Genomic DNA, 20,052 nt, shown 5'->3' with positions numbered 1-20,052 from the left:
CTCTAAACTGCCTTATTACCAATAGCTCAATGAACCGGTATTCTTGGGAGAAGGCAAAATGGCGCACCGCAGTGACATACGATTTGTTCTAAATGGCAAAGACATCGCTGTGAGCGACGTCGGCGCAGATCAAACATTACTAGATTATATTCGCCTGGATCGGCACCTGACCGGCAGTAAAGAAGGCTGCGCCGAAGGCGATTGTGGCGCGTGCACTGTTCTGGTTGGGCGGCTTTCCGACACCGGGCTGACCTACATGCCCGTAAATGCCTGTATTCGATTTCTGGCTTCTGTTGATGGTTGCCATGTTGTAACGGTCGAATATCTTTCCGGACCAGACGGGCGTTTGCACCCCGTGCAGCAGGCCATGGTCGAGCATCACGGCAGCCAATGCGGATTCTGCACACCGGGATTTGTTATGTCGCTTTATGCACTGTGGATGGCAGTGCCCGAACCATCTGAAACACAGGTCGAAACCGCACTTCAGGGCAACCTATGTCGCTGCACCGGTTATGAGCCCATTATCAAAGCCGCAGTCGCAATCAGCCAATATGGAAGCCCTGCGGCGGATTACCTGAATACCGAACGCAATGCGGTCACTGCGCGTCTGCAAGCCCTGCAAGACGGCAAACGGGTCGTATCAGGCCCTGACGACAATCTTTGCATCCTTCCAGCCGATGTTGATGATTTTGCGCAGTGCCTTTTGGAATATCCGTCAGCAACCATCGTTGCTGGTGCCACGGATGTCGGGCTTTGGGTCACCAAATTCCTGCGGAACATCGGTCCAGCCATCTTCACCGGCCACCTAAATGAGCTGAAAACAGTCTCTAAACATGGTGATTCACTGATTATCGGTGCCGGTGCGAGCTATACCGAATGTCAGGATGCCATGACGCAACATTTTCCACATCTTGCCCCCTACTGGGACCGGATTGCCGGTTGGCAGGTACGCAATATGGGAACCGTTGGTGGCAATATCGCAAACGGATCGCCGATTGGGGATACGCCACCTGTGTTGATCTCTCTGGGCGCTGAAATCACTCTGCGTCGTGGCTCTGACCGTCGCAATCTGCTCTTGCAGGACTACTTCATTGATTATGGCAAACAGGATCGGCGAGAGGGTGAATTTGTCGAATCTATTCACATTCCATTGCCAGCCTCTGACGATCTGAATGCCGCCTACAAAATCTCTAAACGCCGCGACGAGGATATCTCCTCGGTAGCGGTCGGGATCAATGCCACCGTGCGAGATGGGGTCATCACCGGTTGCCGTATCGCCTTTGGTGGCATGGCCGCAACGCCCAAACGGGCCACTGCAGCAGAGCAAGCGCTGGTTGGGAAAACATGGTCGGAGCAAGCGTTTGAAACCGCGGCCGAGGCCCTGTCTGGTGATTTTGCCCCGCTGAGCGATTGGCGCGCATCCTCAGAGTATCGGATGTTGTCAGCGCAAAACCTGCTGCGGCGTTTCTTTCTTGAGAATGACGCAGCCACAACAACCCCTATTCAACTGCTTTCGGCGTAAGGAGACGTACCAATGAAACAGAACGTTTCTATCACAGGGGCGGCACATACAGACCGCATTCATGACAGTGCCATCAAACATGTCACAGGTACTGCCGATTACACCGATGACGTGGTTTTGCCGCAGGGCGCGCTTCATGCCTACCTGGGTGTGTCTGATGTGGCGCATGCGACATTGAACAGCATCGACCTAAGCGAAGTTCTGGCCGCACCGGGTGTCATTGGCGTTTTGACCGCCAAGGATGTTCCGGGCGTCAACGATATCAGCCCCACTGGCTTGCATGATGAGCCGGTGTTTCCCACTGATGCGATCCAGTTTCACGGTCAGCCCCTGTTTGCAGTTGTGGCTGAAACCCGTGAAGCTGCGCGTCGCGCCGCCGAATTGGCCAAGGTGGATTACGAAGTTTTACCACACGCATTAGATCCTATTGCAGCGCAAAATGCTGATTACCCTCATGTCACAGCCCCATTGAAGTTGGAGCGTGGCGATATTGATCAGGCTTTCGAGGACGCACCCAATCGTATCAAAGGGCGAATGAATGTCGGCGGGCAGGATCACATGTATCTTGAGGGTCATATCGCCTTTGCCATCCCCGGCGAAGATGACGACATTGTTGTGCAATGCTCGACCCAGCACCCCTCGGAAGCACAACACATGGTCGCCCATGCCATGGGCATCCCCTCAAATGCGGTCACGGTTAACGTGCGCCGCATGGGCGGTGGGTTCGGTGGCAAAGAGAGCCAGATGAACCTGTTCTGCGTTGTTGCAGCTATGGCTGCAAAGAAATGGAACAGTGCCGTGAAAATCCGCCCCGACCGGGATCAGGATATGACTGCCACCGGCAAGCGGCATGATTTTGTCATCGACTACGACGTCGCCTTTGATGATGCGGGTCGAATTCAGGCGGTCGATAGCACATTTGCCGCCCGCTGCGGATTCTCAGCGGACCTGTCAGGTCCGGTAACTGACCGCGCGCTATTCCATGCCGACAACGCCTATTTCTACCCCAATGTACGCCTGAACAGTCGTCCAATGAAAACAAATACAGTGTCTAATACAGCGTTTCGTGGCTTTGGCGGCCCACAGGGGGTGATCGCAGCTGAGCGAATGATCGAAGAAATCGCCTATGCCACAGGCCAAGATCCATTGGATGTGCGCAAGGCTAACTTTTATGGTGGCGAAGGGCGCGTACTGACACCTTATCATCAAGAGGTTGAAGACAGCATTCTTGACCGTTTGGTTGGCGAGCTGGAGGAAACGGCGGCCTACAGAAAACGTCGTGAAGAGATCATCGCTTACAACGCAACCTCGCCAGTTTTGAAAAAGGGCATCGCCCTCACGCCAGTGAAATTTGGCATCTCGTTCACGGCAACCTGGTACAATCAGGCCGGCGCATTGGTGCACGTTTATAATGACGGCTCAATACATCTGAACCATGGCGGTACAGAGATGGGTCAGGGTCTGAACACAAAGGTTGCACAGGTTGTCGCCGAGGCATTTCAGGTGGACTTTGAGCGGATCAAGATCACCAAAACCACAACCGAGAAAGTGCCAAACACGTCGGCCACTGCGGCCTCGTCCGGTACTGATCTGAACGGCATGGCCGCGCTCAATGCGGTTGAGCAGATCAAAGCCCGGCTGGTTAATTTCGCTGTTGAGAAATGGGGCGTTACAGAAGGTGAAGTGACCTTCTTACCCAATCAGGTTCAAATCGGTGCGGAAACGCTGTCTTTTGATGCCTTCATCAAAGAGGCCTATATGGCCCGCGTACAACTGTCTGCGGCTGGGTTCTACAAAACGCCAAAAATCCACTGGGATCGCACCAAGGGTCAAGGACGGCCATTCTATTACTATTCCTATGGCGCGGCCTGCTCGGAAGTGACAATTGATACCCTCACCGGTGAATATTGTGTTGAACGCACAGATATCTTGCATGACGTGGGTCGCTCGCTGAACCCTGTTTTGGACAAAGGCCAAGTCGAAGGCGCGTTCATTCAAGGCATGGGCTGGCTGACCACCGAAGAATTGTGGTGGGATGATGCTGGCCGTTTGCGGACGCATGCACCATCAACCTACAAGATCCCGCTGGCGTCGGATCGGCCGCGTGAATTCAATGTGAAGCTGGCCGACTGGTCGGAAAACCGCGAACTGACAATCAAACGTTCCAAAGCTGTTGGCGAGCCACCCTTCATGCTGGGTATCTCAGTGTTTGAGGCCCTGTCGATGGCGGTTGCATCAGTCGCAGATTACCGCGTCTGCCCGCGCCTTGACGCCCCGGCCACGCCCGAGCGCGTATTGATGGCAGTCACCCGTTTGCGGGCGGAGGGTTAAGCCATGTCGGACACGGCAACCATGCTGGCAGATTTCCTACGCGATCAAACACCGGTTATTCACATCCGCCTGACCCGTGTGCGGGGCTCCTCACCGCGCAATGAAGGTACAGAGATGTTTGTCACCACGCGTGCGCTTTGGGGCACGATTGGAGGCGGGCAGCTGGAATACCTTGTCATTGAACAAGCCCGGGAAATGCTAAGCACCGGAGTGTTGAATAAGGATATGGATGTACCGCTTGGCCCCGAGATCGGACAATGCTGCGGTGGACGAGTTGAATTGTCGCTGCACCGGATGCGCACTTCGGACAAACGCGATGCGGTCGCAAAAGCCGATCAAAATGACATTGAACGCCCGCATGTCTATGTGATGGGCGCGGGGCACGTTGGACGGGCACTTGCCAATCAGTTCCAACATCTGCCGGTGCAATGTGTATTGATCGATACCCGCCCCGAAGAAATCGCTCTGTGCACCGCTGATGTCGAAACCCGGGTTAGTGCCCTGCCAGAAGTCGACATTATGTCGGCCCCCGAAGGCAGCGCATTCATTGTGCTGACGCATGATCACGGTCTTGACTTCTTACTTGCCTCAACAGCGCTGGGCTGCGGTGATGCGGCTTACGTTGGTCTGATCGGATCGGCCACAAAACGGATCAAGTTTCGCAATTGGGCGCATGAACATTGCGATGGCATGACAATCGATCAACTGACCTGCCCGATCGGCGCGCAGGGCAGTCAAAACAAACAACCCAGCGTCATTGCCGCCTTTGTGGTGGCCGAGGTCATGGCTGAACTGACCTCTGACGCGGCAACATCACTCCCGAAAAAAGCACGCAAAGAACGTGCTGCGGGTCATCTAACCAACAGAAAAGGAATTTCACTCTGACAGGGTCAGAACGGAATTCAACCTAACAGTGGAGGACATCCCCATGACCAGTGGGACCTACAACTACAAATTATTTGCGCGCAGTGACTTTAACGCCTTTTGGGCGCTGTTCACTGACAACCTTGTCAACCTGTTGATCCTGTCCGGGGTCTGCCAATTTGTGTTCCAAATGCCCGCTGAGATCGTCTATGGCCGGATCGTTCCGGGCGCGGCCATCGCCATTCTGGCGGGTGTGGTGGTTTACACCTATCTGGCAAAATGGGCTGCCAATAAACAAGGCAAAGACGTCACTGCATTGCCGTATGGCATTTCGACCCCAGTGATGTTTGTCTATCTGTTTGGCGTGATTGGACCGATCTACTGGGCAACACAAGATCCGCTGCTGGCATGGCAGGTCGGTATTGGCGCGGGCTTCATGGGTGGCATCGTTGCGGCCCTTGGTGCCATCGTCGGCCCATTCCTGAAGCGCATCACCCCGCGTGCGGGCATGTTGGGTACACTTTGCGGTATCGCGTTGGTTTTCATCGGCTCCGTTCCATTAGCCGAGATTTTTGAAAACCCAATCATCGGCTTTACCTCTCTGCTGTTTATTCTGTGGGGCCTGATCGGGCGTTTCCGGTTGCCGGGCAACATCCCTGCAGGTCTGGTTGCAATCGGGGCCGGTACTGTGATCGCGATCATTCTGGGCGAGTCCAAGTTTGACGTCAGCGGCATCGGGTTCTACCCACCAGTCCCTTACTTTGGCGACATGATTGCCGGTATTCAGTATTTGTTTGCCAACCCAGAGCTGTTTTTGGTTCTGATCCCAGTGCAAATCTACAACTTCATCGAAACCATGAACAACGTGGAATCAGCTGAGGCCGCAGGTGACGAATACCCCGTAGGTCTGTGTCAGATCACCGATGGTACTGGCACAATGATTGGTGCGCTGTTTGGTTCACCTTTCCCAACAACCGTGTACATTGGCCACCCGGCTTACAAGCGTATGGGTGCACATGCGGGCTATACCATTGGTGTTGCCGTTGTTATTGCCGCCGCTGCCTTTCTGGGCTTCTTGTCCTTCCTTGCGGGTCTGATCCCAATTGCCGCTGCTGCGCCGGTACTGGTTTTTGTTGCCGTCAGCCTGATCACCAACACCGCCTGGGCAGTGAAGCCGATGCATATGGCTGCCGTGTCCTTTGCTGTACTGCCGCATATCTCGGCCTTCTTGATGGTCAAATGGGGATCACTGATGAACGCGCTGCGCAGTGCGGGCGTTGAAGGTCTGCCATCGCTTGGCGATGAAGGTCTGACCGCTGCCCTACTGATGGAAGGCGCACATTTTGAGGGCCACCTAGCATTGAGCCAAGGTGCGATTGTCACCGGTCTAATCTGGGGTGCGATTGTTGCCGACGTGATTGATGGACGGTTCCGCATGGCGGGTGGTTTCGCGATTGCTGCGTCTGTGATGTCTTCGATTGGGATCATCCATTCATATACAATGCAGGCCCCGCAGTTTGACGGTATCACCGGCGGCTATCTGATTATCGGTGCGTTCTTGTATCTATATCCGCTGATTGCCCCGAAAGAGGATCTGGAAAACCGCATCATCGTTCCAGATGAACCGGATATGATGGATGACCTGCCAGGCCAGCAAGCCTGATCATCCACACTAATACAAGGGGCGGCGAATACGCCGCCCCAAACACTTCGTACGGACAAAGAGACCATGACCGAGACACTATTGCGTAGCCGACTGCTGACCTTTCACCGTGAGCCTATGAATGGGGATGATGGCGACGCCTATACCTATTTGGAAGATGGCGCTGTTTTGATCCGCGATGGCGTGATCCAAAAGACAGGCACGTTCAGCGATGTAATCGCGAATACTCCGAATGCTGCAGTCACAGATCACCGGCCCCATCTGATGATGGCGGGTTTCATCGACACACATATCCATTTCCCCCAAGTTCAGGTGATTGCCTCGTGGGGTTCGCAATTACTGGACTGGCTCAACAACTACACCTTTCCCGAAGAAACCCGGTTTGCCGATCCTGATCATTGCGCGGCGATGGCGACCAAGTTTCATGATCAGCTGATCGCCAATGGGACAACATCGGCAGTGGCCTATTGTTCAGTTCATAAATCATCGGTCGATGCATTCTTTACCGAAGCAGCCAGTCGCAACATGCGGATGCTGGGCGGTAAGGTCCTGATGGACCGCAATGCACCAGATGGTCTGCGCGATACGCCGCAGTCGGGGTACGATGATACCAAAGCGTTGATCGCGGGCTGGCATGGCAAAGGGCGTGTTGGCTATGTTATCACACCCCGCTTTGCTATCACTTCAACCCCGGAACAGATGGAAATGGCACAGGCGTTGGCGGCAGAACACCCCGAGTGTCATATCCAAACCCACCTGTCTGAGAACAAAGACGAGATTGCTTTTACCAAAGAGCTGTACCCAGAGGCGCGAGACTATCTGGATGTCTATCAATCTTACGGGCTGCTCAGCGGTAAAACATTGTTGGGTCATTCAATCCACCTTGAAGCGCGCGAAATTGATGCGCTTGCGGAAACCGGCGCGCATCCGGTGTTTTGCCCAACGTCAAACTTCTTTCTAGGCAGCGGGCTGTTTGATGATACCGGGCTGCGTGATCGCGGCATCACCAACGGAATCGCCACCGATGTCGGCGCAGGTACCAGTTATTCCATGCTTCAGACCCTGAATGAGGGCTACAAAGTTCTGCAGCTTCAAGGCCAATCACTGCATCCGTTGCAGGCCTTCCATTGGGCAACGCGCGGTAACGCCTGTGTTCTCGGGCTGGAAGACAAGATCGGAACGCTGGATGCTGGAACCGAGGCCGATATTGTCGTTCTGAACTCACACAGCACCGAGGCGATGGCCCTGCGGATGGAGCGGGCGCAAAGCCTGTCAGAAGAGCTGTTCATCCTGCAGATCATGGGCGATGATCGTGCTGTGGAAGAAGTTTACGTAAGTGGTGTGGCCAGCAAAAGAAAAGCCGCGGCATAAGCCAATGTATCAAATCATGACCCACCCTCTAGGGGCCTGCATTCTCAAAAATTTATGAAGGGTGTTGATGGCAAGAGAGGGGGTGGCATCTCGCTACGGTACGGCTCATTATCGGAGTAATTAGCGTATAGATAGGAAATCAGATGTCAGCGAAATATTATGCCCCAAAAGGCGGGCACCCCGGTCAAGATCAACTGCTGACTGATCGCGCGATTTTCACTGAAGCCTATGCCGTCATTCCCAAAGGTACGATGCGTGACATCGTGACGAGCTACCTGCCATTTTGGGACAAGACACGGCTTTGGGTTCTGGCACGCCCTCTGAGTGGTTTTGCAGAAACTTTTTCGCAATACATCATGGAAGTCGCGCCCGGGGGTGGATCGGACCAACCCGAGGGTGACCCGGATGCAGAGGGTGTCTTGTTTATTGTCGAAGGCACGGCAAGCCTGACCGTCAACGGCGCCACACATGAGCTAACTGAAGGCGGGTATGCGTTTTTGCCACCCTCGTCAGAGTGGACCTTGCATAACACTTCTGAAGATATGCTACGGTTTCATTGGATCCGCAAAGCCTATGAAGAGGTGCCAGGTCTGGACCATCCTGAGGTGATCATTGCCAATGAGAAAGACATCGCGCCCACGGTGATGCCAGATACCGAAGGCCGGTGGGCCACGACGCGGTTTGTTGATCCGACCGATCTGCGCCACGATATGCATGTGACCATCGTTACCTTTGAACCCGGTGGTGTCATCCCGTTTTTGGAAACCCATGTGATGGAGCATGGTCTTTATGTGCTTGAGGGCAAAGCCGCCTACCGGTTGAACAATGACTGGGTCGAGGTCGAAGCCGGTGACTACATGTGGCTGCGCGCGTTCTGCCCACAGGCCTGTTATGCCGGTGGTCCGGGCAAGTTCCGCTATCTGCTGTATAAAGACGTGAACCGTCACATGCCTTTATGATCTAGGTCGGCACCCGCCCTCCGATGGCCAATGATAAAACCTGAGCTGCCTCGACAACCGGGGCGCTCAGGCGTTCGATATCGCCTGAACCAACCCGGCTAACCGGACCGGATACAGAAATGCCTGCAACCGCCTCGCCGTTCACATCAAATATCGGCGCAGCGATACAACGCATGCCGAGGTTCTTTTCCTCATCGTCTACGGAAAACCCCCTGTAACGAATACGCACAAGGTCTTCGCGCAGCTGCGCGAGGTCGGTAATTGTATGATCTGTAAAGGCTTGAATGTTATGACTGGCCAGCGTTCGTGTTAGTCGTTCGTCATCCATTTCGGCCAACAGCGCCTTGCCAATGCCCGACGCGTGCATCGGGGATAATGTACCAGGTGGGAAAAACGCTCGTATGGTAGCGTGGGTTTCGACCTGACTTAGAAACAGAACCAAGCCCTCTTTCTCTATACCCAGGTTGGCAGTTTCACCGGTCTCTTCCATCAGCTTGCGCATCACAGGGCGGGCGCGGTCTACAAGACTGGTCCGTCGCAAGAACCGTGCGCCAATGACAAAGGCCTGCGGGCCGATACGCCATATTTGTTCGCCTGCATCAAACTCGACTAACCCTCGACCTTCAAGCGTGACAAGAACACGGTAAACCGTAGCAGGAGCCTGCCCCATTTCAGCCGAAAGCGCGCTAAGCGCTTTGCCCTGTGTTTCGCTAAGATACTCTAAGACCTCCATGGCGCGATCTAGGGATTTAATCGTGTTTTGCGCGGTTTTGTCATCCCATCCGCGCGGCCTACCACGAGCCTTTCGGGTGCTGGATATCTCATTATCTCGAGAATTCATATAAAGCCTCCGATTTTATGTGAAAATCCAATTCACAATATGAAAAATGTAACCAGCTGACAATAAATATTTTTTTTAAATAATTCATTTATGAAAAATGATTTCAAAAAAATAGAACAACTCTGAACACTGCCTTAGCAATGGGGTAACACCCAAAGGAGATGGTCATGAGCTTTCAAAATCCTATATTCATTCCGGGACCTACCAATATCCCCGAGGCCCTGCGCAAAGCCTGCGACATGCCAACAATCGACCACCGGTCGCCGTTGTTTGGTCAGATCCTGCACCCGGCCCGAGCAGGTGTTCGCCAGATCCTCAAAAGCGACAAGGCAGAGATCTTTATCTTTCCGGCCACTGGCACCGGCGGCTGGGAAACAGCGCTGACCAATTGCCTGAGTGCAGGCGACAAGATCTTGGCGGCGCGCAATGGCATGTTCTCGCATCGTTGGATCGATATGTGTCAGCGCCATGAATTGGACGTTCAGATTGTTGAAACCCCATGGGGTCAGGGCCTGCCTGCGGATCGTTACGAAGAGATCCTGACGGCGGACAAAAGCCACGAGATCAAAGCGGTTTTGGCCACACACAATGAAACCGCAACAGGCGTGAAATCTGACATCGCCGCCGTGCGCCGCGCCTTGGATGCCGCAGGCCACCCGGCATTGTTGTTTGTAGATGGCGTCTCGTCGATCGGCTCTATGGACTTCCGTTTTGACGAATGGGGCGTGGATGTTGCGGTGACTGGCTCTCAAAAAGGCTTCATGCTGCCCGCAGGTCTGGCCATTGTTGGCTTTAGCGATAAAGCAATGGAAGCCACAAAATCCGGTACTCTTCCGCGTACGTTCTATGACGTGCACGACATGGCCAAAGGCTATGCTGCCAACGCATATCCTTACACACCTTCAGTGGGCCTGATGAATGGCCTGAATGAGGCCTGCACCATGCTGCTCAATGAAGGGTTGGAAAACGTCTTTGCCCGTCACACACGCATTGCGACTGGCGTACGCCAAGCTATTAACGCTTGGGGGCTGGAACTTTGTGCTGCAAGCCCAGAGGTTTATTCAGACACGGTTAGTGCCATCCGTACGCCGGAAGGGTTCAACGCCACCGATATCGTGACCCATGCTGCCAACACCTATGGCGTCGCCTTTGGCGTCGGTCTAGGCGAGGTTGCCGGAAAAGTGTTCCGTATCGGCCACCTTGGCAGCCTGACAGATGTGATGACACTTAGCGGTATTGCAGCGGCTGAAATGTGCATGGCTGATCTGGGCCTTGATATCACGCTGGGGTCCGGTGTGGCTGCGGCTCAGGAATATTACCGTGCCAATCCAGCAGCGGCCCTCAAGGCAGCAGCGTGATGAAAGATCACACGATGTATATCCCCACTTATGAGGACATGCTGGCGGCGCATGAACGGATTGCGCCACATATCCGGCGCACCCCGGTGCGGACATCGGATTTCCTCAATGAACTGGTCGGCGCTGAGCTGTTCTTCAAATGTGAGAACTTTCAGGAACCCGGTGCATTCAAAGTGCGCGGTGCCTCTAACGCGGTCTTTGGTCTGAATGAAGACCAAGCCGCCAAGGGTGTAGCGACGCATTCGTCGGGCAATCATGCGTCGTGCCTGTCTTACGCGGCCATGCGGCGCGGAATCCCGTGTAACGTGGTCATGCCGCACACTGCGCCACAGGCCAAAAAAGACACTGTGCGCCGTTATGGTGGTCAGATCACCGAATGTGAGCCATCAACGTCTTCGCGTGAGGAAACTTTTGCCAAGGTACAGGCTGCAACGGGTGGTGATTTCATCCACCCCTACAATGATCACCGTGTGATCGCCGGACAAGGCACCTGCGCGAGGGAATTCATTGAACAGACCGACGGTCTTGATGCAGTTGTAGCGCCAATCGGTGGTGGTGGAATGATTTCGGGCACCTGCCTGACATTGTCGAACCTAGCCCCGGAAACGCAAGTTATCGCGGCAGAACCGGAACAGGCTGACGATGCCTATCGCAGCTTCAAGGCCGGGCATATCATCGCCGATGATGCGCCCAAAACCATCGCCGATGGCTTGCTGGTGCCGCTCAAGGATCTGACCTGGCATTTCGTTTCCAATCATGTGACCGACATTCTGACCGTTTCTGAGGATGAAATCATCAACGCGATGAAGTTGATCTGGAAACATCTGCGGGTGGTCATGGAGCCCAGCTCGGCTGTGCCATTCGCCAGTATTCTCAAACATAAAGACCGGTTCGCAGGTAAACGCGTCGGTCTCATCATCACTGGCGGGAATGTCGACCTTGACGCCTTGCCGTGGATAAAATGAAAGGAGCCATTCCAATGAACGCGCAAACAAAATTCGAGGGCCTCGAGGTTGGCTATGATGTGCCTGCACTGCCTGGTATGGACGCATCTGACATCCAAACCCCCAGCCTTGTACTTGACCTTGATGCGCTAGAGCGCAACGTCAAGAAGATGGGCGATTACGCTAAGGCCCACGGCATGCGCCACCGCGTGCACGGCAAAATGCACAAGTCAGTTGATGTGGCCAAGCTACAAGTTGAACAGGGTGGCGCCTGCGGCGTTTGCTGTCAAAAAGTGTCAGAGGCCGAGGTCTTTGCACGTGGCGGGATCAAGGACGTACTCGTGTCCAATCAGGTCCGTGATCCCGCCAAAATTGACCGTCTGGCCCGTCTGCCCAAACTGGGTGCACGCACGATCTGTTGTGTCGATGATGTGGAAAATGTCGCTGATCTGTCGGCCGCGGCGCAAAAGCACGGCACCGAGATCGAATGTCTGGTTGAGATCGACTGCGGCGCGGGCCGTTGCGGTGTGACGACAACAGCCAAAGTTGTCGAGATTGCCAAAGCCATCGATACAGCGGAGGGGCTGAAATTTACCGGCATCCAAGCCTATCAAGGTGCGATGCAGCACATGGATAGTTACGCGGATCGCAAAGCAAAACTCGACGTGGCCATCGCACAGGTGCAAGACGCGGTTGATACGCTAAAATCTGATGGCATTGAGTGTGACATCGTTGGCGGTGGCGGGACTGGGTCCTACCATTTTGAGAGCAACTCTGGCGTATTCAACGAATTGCAGTGTGGATCATACGCCTTCATGGATGCCGATTATGGTCGCATCCTTGATGAGCAGGGCAACCGCATCGACCAAGGTGAGTGGGAAAATGCCTTCTTCATCCTGACATCTGTGATGTCCCATGCCAAAGCGGATAAAGCGATTGTCGATGCTGGCCTCAAGGCACAGTCTATCGACTCTGGTCTGCCGGTGATCTTTGGACGCACTGATGTAGAATACGTCAAATGCTCAGACGAGCATGGCGTAGTGGCTGACCCGGATGGCGTTTTGAGCGTCAATGACAAGCTCAAGCTTGTGCCCGGTCACTGCGATCCAACCGCCAATGTGCATGACTGGTACGTTGGTGTGCGCGGCGGCGAGGTTGAAACGCTCTGGCCGGTATCGGCACGCGGCAAAGCCTACTGAGCAAACTATTATTACCCCAGCCCCTGCGGTTCCCCAGCAGGGGCTTTCCTGAACCACCGCTTTGGTGGGTGACTTGGGGGGTCGGGACATCCGATCCCCACTTTTTACGAAAGATAATCTGATGCTGATCGTTCCTGAACGCGAAATTGCCAATCTGATGACCCGTGAGGCGGCGTTTAACGCCGTGGAAAAAGTGTTTGCTGCCATGGCAGCAGGTGACGCCTACAACTTCCCGGTCGTTCGTGAGGCGATTGGCCACGAAGACGCGCTTTATGGTTTCAAAGGTGGTTTTGATCAGGCAGGGCTGACTTTGGGCCTCAAGGCCGGAGGCTACTGGCCGCACAACCTTGAAAAGCGCGAGTTGATCAATCACCAATCGACCGTGTTCTTGTTTGATCCTGATACTGGCAAGGCCAAGGCGATGGTGGGCGGGAACCTATTGACCGCGCTGCGCACAGCGGCAGCCTCATCCGTATCGATCAAACATCTTGCGCGCAAAGATGCCAAGGTAATCGGTATGATCGGCGCCGGGCATCAGGCCACATTCCAGTTGCGTGCGGCTCTTGAGCAACGCAGCTTTGAAAAAGTCATCGGTTGGAACTATCACCCTGAGATGCTGCCGAATATCGAGAAGGTTGCGAACGAGGCAGGTGTAGCATTCGAGGCGGTGGAGCTGGATGGCATGATTGGCGCTGATGTTACTATTTCGATCACCTCGGCCTTTGCGCCATCCTTGATGGCAAATCATGTCGCCCCGGGCACGCATGTGGCTTGCATGGGGACCGATACCAAGGGCAAGCAAGAGGTTGAATCCGCCCTGTTGGCGAAAGCCTCCGTCTTTACCGACGAGGTCGCACAATCGATTTCGATCGGTGAGGCGCAACACGCCGTGACTGAAGGGTTGATCAAGGAGTCTGACGTTGCCCAGCTGGGCGCCGTGATCAACGGAACAAACCCGGGTCGGACCTCAGATGATCAGATCACCCTGTTCGACGGCACCGGTGTTGGGTTGCAAGACCTCGCGGTCGCAGCGTCCGTTGTGGATTTGGCCGTCGAAAAAGGCATCGCTATCGAAGTTGATTTTTAACCAGGCTGGGTCTGCAACTTTTGTTGCAGGCCCATTGAAATGATAAATGGTCTCAAGCTTTAGCCAAGGCCACGAATGGTTTCGACCAAAGCAGCATTGATCGCGCGTGGGCCAGTGTCCAGACGGTTTTGATGGCGTCGTGCACCGGGCAGGCGAACGCCCTCAAGGCCGGACAGGCGATCCATGAAAGCCTCCGAATGATTTTCCCAGTTGTCGCCAGCAATAATCGCTGGTGACAATGCGATGACCATCTCGCCACCACGCGGGGGGCCACCATCTTTGTTGTCATTCTCAGCGGCCTCATAGCTAAAGCTCTCTCCGGTCAGGCCAGCGGCCAGCAGTTCGACCATCAAGGCAATGGCAGAGCCCTTGTAACCCCCAAATGGCAACAATACACCTTTTGCAATTTTTGCCGGATCAGTGGTTGGGTTACCATCGGCATCAAGGCCAGTACCCGGCGGGACGGTTTTACCATCACGGGCGGCAATCTGAACATCACCCATTGCCATTGCGGCAGTCGCCATATCATAGCACACCGGCGATTTCCCCGGGCGAGGCCAGGCGAAAGAAATCGGGTTGGTACCAAACAGTTTTTCGGTCGATCCTGCAGGTGCCACGCTGGGCATATAGGCGGTACAAGCGATGCCAACTAAGCCGCGATCCGCCAGAAATTCAGTCTCTGGCCAAAGAGCGGCAAAGTGATGGATGTTGGTCAGTGACAGCGCCGCAGCGCCTGATTCAGCGGCGGCTTCGGCAAGCACTGGAAGACCAACCGCCTGCGCCAATGGGGCGAAACACCCGCCACCATTGACCTGAATGACAGATGCGGTTTTGCGAATGACTGTTGGTTTTGCCTTGCCGTCTACCTTGCCACTGCGCAGGGCTTTGACATAGCCGGGCACACGGAACAGGCCGTGGGAATGTGATCCATCCCGCTCGGCTCGGGTAATGATATCAGCCAATGCGTTTGCGTTGCCTTCATCACAACCATTGGCCACCATCGTGTCATGCGCCAGTGCATAGATTTCATCAAGTGTCAGATCGAGTGTACTCATATCGTCAGATCGCCTTTTGTCGAAATTCAGTTGGTGAGCATCGTTAACGATATCTGTCACGTTGGCCAGAGCGCTGTATGTCAACACGAAGCACAAGGGATGGTCAATTCTACCGCAACCGCATAAAGACCGCCTCAGGGCAGCTTTGCCCAGTCTTTATACGATTCCGCATTGTTTTGCAGATCTGTTTTCCAATTTGGTGATGGTTCTCTTGGCCCCGAGCGCACGCATAAAAATGATCTGTGATATCGGCACCACCCTGCACCGCAGTGGCTGCGCGCCGTACAAGATCGAAAAGTATGTTCAACACTATGCCCGTAAGCATGGTGTGACCGTGGTTGTACAGGCATCGCCAACAGCGATCACCTATCAATTCCCGGACAACGAAAACCAAGTGATCATGAAGCGGCTAGAACCTGCATCGATCAATCTGGCCTTGCTGGCCAACACAATCATCCAAATCAACCAACCCAACGACCGCGTCCCGCCCGAGCCTGTGAACTATCCCGCTTTTCTGGTCATGCTGGCGAATATTGCCATTCCACCAGCGTTTCTGGTGCTGGTCGGCAGTTCCATGCATGCCATCGGTATTGCAGCTGTACTTGGGTTTATGGTTTGGGTGTGTCAGCTGATCTGCAGCAACGAGCGGATTATCGTTGTTGAATTTCTCAGCGCGCTTGTGACCGGTTTGACCGTGGCATGGATGAGCTCGCACGGTGTCCCGTTGCCGGTTTGGGGGCTTTGTATCGCTGCGATTGTTTTGTTCGTACCCGGGCTTTCGATAGCAAACTCGCTCGAATGTTTGGCGTTTAATGATATCCTGTCAGGCACCAGCCTTTTTGGGCAGTCGATCTTCATTTTCATGAAACTCTTCATCGGGATATTTATTGGGCTTAGCATTGGCGAAACCCTGTGGGGAGAGACAGAATCTATTGCCAACGTTAGTGAGGTTGCCCCTTGGATGCCTTTTGTCGCTTTGCCTGTGTTATCTTGTGCGCTTGGTGTCATCTTCAATGCCCGCGCAATTGATATCCTATTGGCCTTTCCGGTCACAGTTCTAGGCATGTGGGGGCCGCTGTATCTGGATCTTGGAGCGGGCTGGATCGTGGGTACTTGGATCACGACGGTTTGCATCACTTTCTATGGCACATGGCTTGCCAAAAAGCTGGACCTGACGGGCGCGATCTATATCGTACAGGGCATCATTATTCTGGTGCCGGGAAGCCGGGTTTTGATGGGTGCCACGCAAACGCTTTATGGTGAATCCCTTATGTCATCACAAAGCGTCGGCCTGTCGGCCTTGTTTATCTTTTCGGCCATCGTGGCAGGGCAGATCACGGCCTATTCGATGTATTCGCAAAAGAACCGTAACCTGATCAGCTAAAGCAAAAGCGGCACCAATATGGCGCCGCTTTCATTTACACGTCAATGGCAGTGTGTAACCTAATCGCCTGAGGGCAGTGACCCTTTGCCATGACCTGACATGCCACCCGAAACTTCCTCGGTGGCTTCACCGGCTAGCTCTTCGGGCAGGATCAAGTTCAACACGATGGCGATAAAGGCAGACGGCAACAAGCCGCTGGTCATCAAAGCCCGCAGCGTATCAGGCAGATATTGCACGGCCTTCGGCTCAAGCTTGAGTCCCAGACCGATGGTCAAAGCGATTGCAAAGATCACCATGTTACGGCGATTCCAGTCGACATCGGATAGCATCGATACACCCGCAGCGACAACCATGCCGAACATCACGATGACGCCGCCACCCAATACCTCGATCGGGATGGTGCGGATGACCGCACCGAACTTGGGAATCAAACCGCAAAAGATAAGGAACAGCGCGCCAATGGTGACCACGTGGCGGCTCATTATGCCAGTCATGGCGATCAGGCCGACGTTTTGGCTGAACGAGGTGTTGGGGAAACCACCAAAGAACCCGGCAATAGCCGTGCCAACACCATCAGCATAGGTCGCCCCGGCAATCTCTTCGTCCGTCGCTTCGCGGCCAGCCCCACCTTTGGTGATGCCCGAGACATCGCCTACGGTTTCGACTGCCGAGACAAATGACATCAGGCAGAAACCGATGACCGCGGCCGCGCTGATTTCAAAGCCGTATTTGAATGGCACCGGGAAGGCGATAGGCGCGGCACGCTCCCAGCTGGTTGAGATACTCTCGAATGTGACCATACCCATGATCATCGCGTAGATGTAGCCAACGATGATACCGATCACGACGGCAGAAACTGCCAGCATGCCCCTGGCGTAGAATTTTAGCGCCAGCGTGACGAAGATAACCACTAGGGCAGCCGACCAATTCAGCAGACTTCCATATTCGGGTTTATCCATCGCTGGTACACCACCTGCGGAATATTGAATGCCGACCTTGACCAGTGTGAGGCCGATCATCGTGACAACCAAACCGGTAACTAGCGGTGGCAGGGCAAAGCGGATTTTCCCGATGAATGTCCCGATCAATGCGTGGAAAAAGCCGCCGATAACAACACCGCCGAATACTGCGGGCAAAGCTTCAACACCTTTACCTGCGACCAACGGGATCATGATTGGAATAAAGGCAAAACTGGTGCCCTGCACAATCGGTAGACGGGCCCCAACTGGTCCCATACCAACGGTTTGAAACAAGGTCGCGATTCCAGCAAAGAGCATGGACATCTGGATCAGATAGGTCATGTCCGGAAAGCCTTGGGCCCCAGCATCCGAACCAAAACCAAACCCGGCAGCCCCTGCGACGATGATGGCCGGCGTTACGTTCGAGACAAACATCGCCAGAACATGCTGAATACCCAAGGGAATCGCTTGCTGCAGCGCAGGCGTGTAATTTGGATCCCGGAGCTGCTCCGGGGTCCCGATGGATCTGTCTGACATTTCGGTGTTCCTCCCTTACCGATGCCGAGTGCTGGCTCCTCTTCCAGCTGCTCGTGTCATTCTTCGATGATGTAGTCCTTGTCGAACCAGTGCTCTTTCAGGTTCGCGCCGTCGCCGATCCGGTCAATGACGGCAAATATTCCCGGCTCGGACAGAGGGGCTAAAACCCCATGCCATGTGCCACGGTGAAAGTTGATCGCCTGGCCCGGCTTTGTCAGGAATGCGATGGGGTCAACGGGCGTGCCATCTTGATCGCGCGCAACAACAACCAGAAACGGATTTTCAGACATCGGCACAAAGGCCTGACTGCCCTCGGGGTGGCGTTCCACCATTTTGAGCGGCAAAGGCAGGACTTCTTTCTCACCTTTGAAGATACTGATCCCAGCTTTACCATCGGAAAAGTCCAAGTTGGCCTTGTCGTGAAACCGACCGCATTTGCCTTGATTGATCAGTTTGTCGGGGGTTCCGCTGGCTTCCATAACATCGCCGTATGGGGCAAGGGCTTCTGCGGTGAGGGGTTGGGTCTTGATCGTCACGGTCATGCTGAAAACTTCTCTTGCAGGCGCAGCTCGGCGATACGTTCAACCTGACGACAGGCCTCGCCAAATTCAGTTGCGCGGTCATTACTGATACGACGTTCAAAGGCGGCCATGATCGAGGCCTTGGTGTTATCGCGCACGGCAATGATGAAGGGAAAACCGAATTTGGTGGTGTAGTCGTTATTCAGCTTTGTGAAGTTTTCCCGCTCTTCATCAGTCAGCTCGTCCAGCCCGACAGAGGCTTGCTCAGCCGTAGATTCAGCGGTCAGGCGTTTTGCAGCAGCAAGTTTGCCAGCCAAATCTGGGTGAGCTGTTAACACGCCGAGCCGTTTGTCTTCAGGTGCCGCGCGGAAAATTCGGGCCAGCATCTGATGCACGCCCTGCGCTGTGTCATGTGTTGGGCCAAGTTCCTGCGCATGTGCGCCTTCGGCGATCCAAGGGCTATGTTCAAAAATGCCGCCAAATTCTGAAACAAAGGTTTCAAGATCCATCGCAGATGGGCGTTGTTGTGTCACGGGTGGATTCTCCTGCGTCCAATGTTGGGCAATCTGTAGTCGCGTTGCGAACCAGACCCCTTCATGTGATTTGAAATGTTCAATGACGCGGCGCAGAGCCGCAATCCGCCCTGGGCGGCCAATTAGGCGGCAATGCAATCCGATCGACAACATTTTCGGTGCGCCAGCGCAGCCCTCTTCATACAACGTGTCAAAGCTGTCTTTGAGATAGCTTTCAAACTGATCACCGTTGGTGAATCCAGCCTGAATCCCAAACCGCATATCATTGCAATCCATCGTATAGGGCACGATCAACTGGTCACGTTCTTCATACTGCTCCCAATAGGGCAGGTCATCGGCATAGCTATCGGCGACGTAGTCAAACTGTCCGGTTTCAGCTACCAGACGCACGGTATTGTTGGAGCAGCGACCCGTATACCAACCCCGCGGGACGTCACCCGTAGCCTCAACATGCAAACGGATAGCGTCCGCAATCTGCGCCCGCTCCTCGTCTTCGGACATGTCTTTATGCTCAATCCACTTCAGCCCATGGCTGGCGATTTCCCAGTTCGAGGCTTTCATCGCAGCAACCTGTTCGGGGGCACGCGCCAAGGCCGTTGCCACCCCGTAAACCGTGATGGGCATATCGCTTAGCAAGCGGTGTACCCGCCAAAATCCGGCACGCGCGCCGTATTCATAGATTGATTCCATGTTCCAATGGCGCTGTCCCGGCCAGGGTTGTGCGCCAGTGATTTCTGACAAGAACGCCTCTGATGCGGCATCCCCGTGCAGGATATTGTTTTCACCACCTTCTTCGTAATTCAGAACGATCTGAACAGCGATTTTTGCGCCATTGGGCCAGTTGGCCGATGGTGGATTGGCACCATAGCCAGTCAAGTCACGGGGGTAGCGGTTCACGGGATCTTTCCTTTTTTACTTCATGCT

The 20,052-nt window shown here is 54.4% G+C and carries 16 protein-coding genes; 11 read left to right on the top strand and 5 right to left on the bottom strand.

From position 1 onward, the window contains the following. Positions 1-58: 58 nt before the first annotated feature. From xdhA to D9A02_RS01330, 6 genes are all read left to right on the top strand, one after another. Positions 59-1,522 (top strand): xanthine dehydrogenase small subunit, encoded by a 1,464-nt coding sequence (gene xdhA / locus D9A02_RS01355; RefSeq protein ID WP_120499190.1) that lies wholly within the window; start codon positions 59-61, stop codon positions 1,520-1,522. A gap of 12 nt (positions 1,523-1,534) precedes the next feature. Further along, positions 1,535-3,853, top strand: a complete 2,319-nt coding sequence (xdhB, locus tag D9A02_RS01350) for a xanthine dehydrogenase molybdopterin binding subunit (RefSeq protein ID WP_120499189.1) — start codon at positions 1,535-1,537, stop codon at positions 3,851-3,853. A 3-nt stretch (positions 3,854-3,856) separates the two neighbouring features. After that, complete coding sequence (xdhC, locus tag D9A02_RS01345) at positions 3,857-4,738, top strand: xanthine dehydrogenase accessory protein XdhC (RefSeq protein ID WP_120499188.1); 882 nt, start codon at positions 3,857-3,859, stop codon at positions 4,736-4,738. 43 nt (positions 4,739-4,781) lie between these two features. Further along, complete coding sequence (locus tag D9A02_RS01340) at positions 4,782-6,380, top strand: xanthine/uracil/vitamin C permease (protein WP_120499187.1); 1,599 nt, start codon at positions 4,782-4,784, stop codon at positions 6,378-6,380. A gap of 66 nt (positions 6,381-6,446) precedes the next feature. Then, complete coding sequence (gene guaD, locus D9A02_RS01335) at positions 6,447-7,751, top strand: guanine deaminase (RefSeq protein ID WP_120499186.1); 1,305 nt, start codon at positions 6,447-6,449, stop codon at positions 7,749-7,751. A 143-nt stretch (positions 7,752-7,894) separates the two neighbouring features. Then, on the top strand, positions 7,895-8,710 hold the full coding sequence (locus D9A02_RS01330; protein WP_120499185.1) for a bifunctional allantoicase/(S)-ureidoglycine aminohydrolase: 816 nt from the start codon (positions 7,895-7,897) through the stop codon (positions 8,708-8,710). 1 nt (position 8,711) lies between these two features. On the opposite strand, the gene bhcR is transcribed toward D9A02_RS01330, so the two are convergent. Further along, entirely contained in the window at positions 8,712-9,551 is an 840-nt protein-coding gene (gene bhcR / locus D9A02_RS01325) for an HTH-type transcriptional regulator BhcR (RefSeq protein WP_120499184.1), read from the bottom strand. A gap of 167 nt (positions 9,552-9,718) precedes the next feature. On the opposite strand from bhcR, the gene bhcA reads away from it, so the two are divergent. The 4 genes from bhcA to bhcD all read left to right on the top strand — a co-directional run bounded on the left by bhcA (position 9,719) and on the right by bhcD (position 14,139). Further along, the gene (gene bhcA, locus D9A02_RS01320; RefSeq protein WP_120499183.1) at positions 9,719-10,909 is read left to right on the top strand and encodes an L-aspartate--glyoxylate aminotransferase BhcA; all 1,191 of its coding nucleotides are present in this window, start codon (positions 9,719-9,721) and stop codon (positions 10,907-10,909) included. After that, on the top strand, positions 10,909-11,874 hold the full coding sequence (gene bhcB / locus D9A02_RS01315; RefSeq protein WP_120499182.1) for a beta-hydroxyaspartate dehydratase BhcB: 966 nt from the start codon (positions 10,909-10,911) through the stop codon (positions 11,872-11,874). Before bhcA ends, bhcB begins: the two co-directional genes overlap by 1 nt. A 14-nt stretch (positions 11,875-11,888) precedes the next feature. Then, positions 11,889-13,052, top strand: coding sequence for a 3-hydroxy-D-aspartate aldolase BhcC (gene bhcC / locus D9A02_RS01310; protein ID WP_120499181.1), 1,164 nt, complete (start codon positions 11,889-11,891; stop codon positions 13,050-13,052). Positions 13,053-13,173: 121 nt separating this feature from the next. Then, positions 13,174-14,139, top strand: a complete 966-nt coding sequence (gene bhcD, locus D9A02_RS01305; RefSeq protein WP_120499180.1) for an iminosuccinate reductase BhcD — start codon at positions 13,174-13,176, stop codon at positions 14,137-14,139. A gap of 59 nt (positions 14,140-14,198) precedes the next feature. Here the strand turns inward: bhcD and D9A02_RS01300 are convergent, their stop codons facing one another. Beyond that, on the bottom strand, positions 14,199-15,194 hold the full coding sequence (locus D9A02_RS01300; protein WP_120499179.1) for an Ldh family oxidoreductase: 996 nt from the start codon (positions 15,192-15,194) through the stop codon (positions 14,199-14,201). 235 nt (positions 15,195-15,429) lie between these two features. Here D9A02_RS01300 and D9A02_RS01295 point away from each other — a divergent pair, with 235 nt between their 5' ends. After that, entirely contained in the window at positions 15,430-16,578 is a 1,149-nt protein-coding gene (locus D9A02_RS01295) for a threonine/serine exporter family protein (protein WP_254054504.1), read from the top strand. Positions 16,579-16,637: 59 nt separating this feature from the next. On the opposite strand, the gene D9A02_RS01290 is transcribed toward D9A02_RS01295, so the two are convergent. The 3 genes from D9A02_RS01290 to puuE are packed head-to-tail and all read right to left on the bottom strand — an operon-like array spanning position 16,638 to position 20,025. Next, the gene (locus D9A02_RS01290) at positions 16,638-18,074 is read right to left on the bottom strand and encodes a uracil-xanthine permease family protein (protein ID WP_120499178.1); all 1,437 of its coding nucleotides are present in this window, start codon (positions 18,072-18,074) and stop codon (positions 16,638-16,640) included. 56 nt (positions 18,075-18,130) lie between these two features. Beyond that, positions 18,131-18,616, bottom strand: a complete 486-nt coding sequence (locus tag D9A02_RS01285; protein ID WP_120499177.1) for an ureidoglycolate lyase — start codon at positions 18,614-18,616, stop codon at positions 18,131-18,133. Continuing rightward, positions 18,613-20,025, bottom strand: coding sequence for an allantoinase PuuE (gene puuE, locus D9A02_RS01280; protein WP_120499176.1), 1,413 nt, complete (start codon positions 20,023-20,025; stop codon positions 18,613-18,615). The genes D9A02_RS01285 and puuE overlap by 4 nt, the downstream gene beginning before the upstream one ends. Positions 20,026-20,052: the final 27 nt, after the last annotated feature.

The sequence above is a fragment of the Roseovarius sp. EL26 genome (assembly GCF_900327775.1).
Taxonomy (GTDB): domain Bacteria; phylum Pseudomonadota; class Alphaproteobacteria; order Rhodobacterales; family Rhodobacteraceae; genus Roseovarius.
Note: the sequence above shows the minus strand (reverse complement) of the source record. Positions and strands in the feature narration are given on the sequence as shown.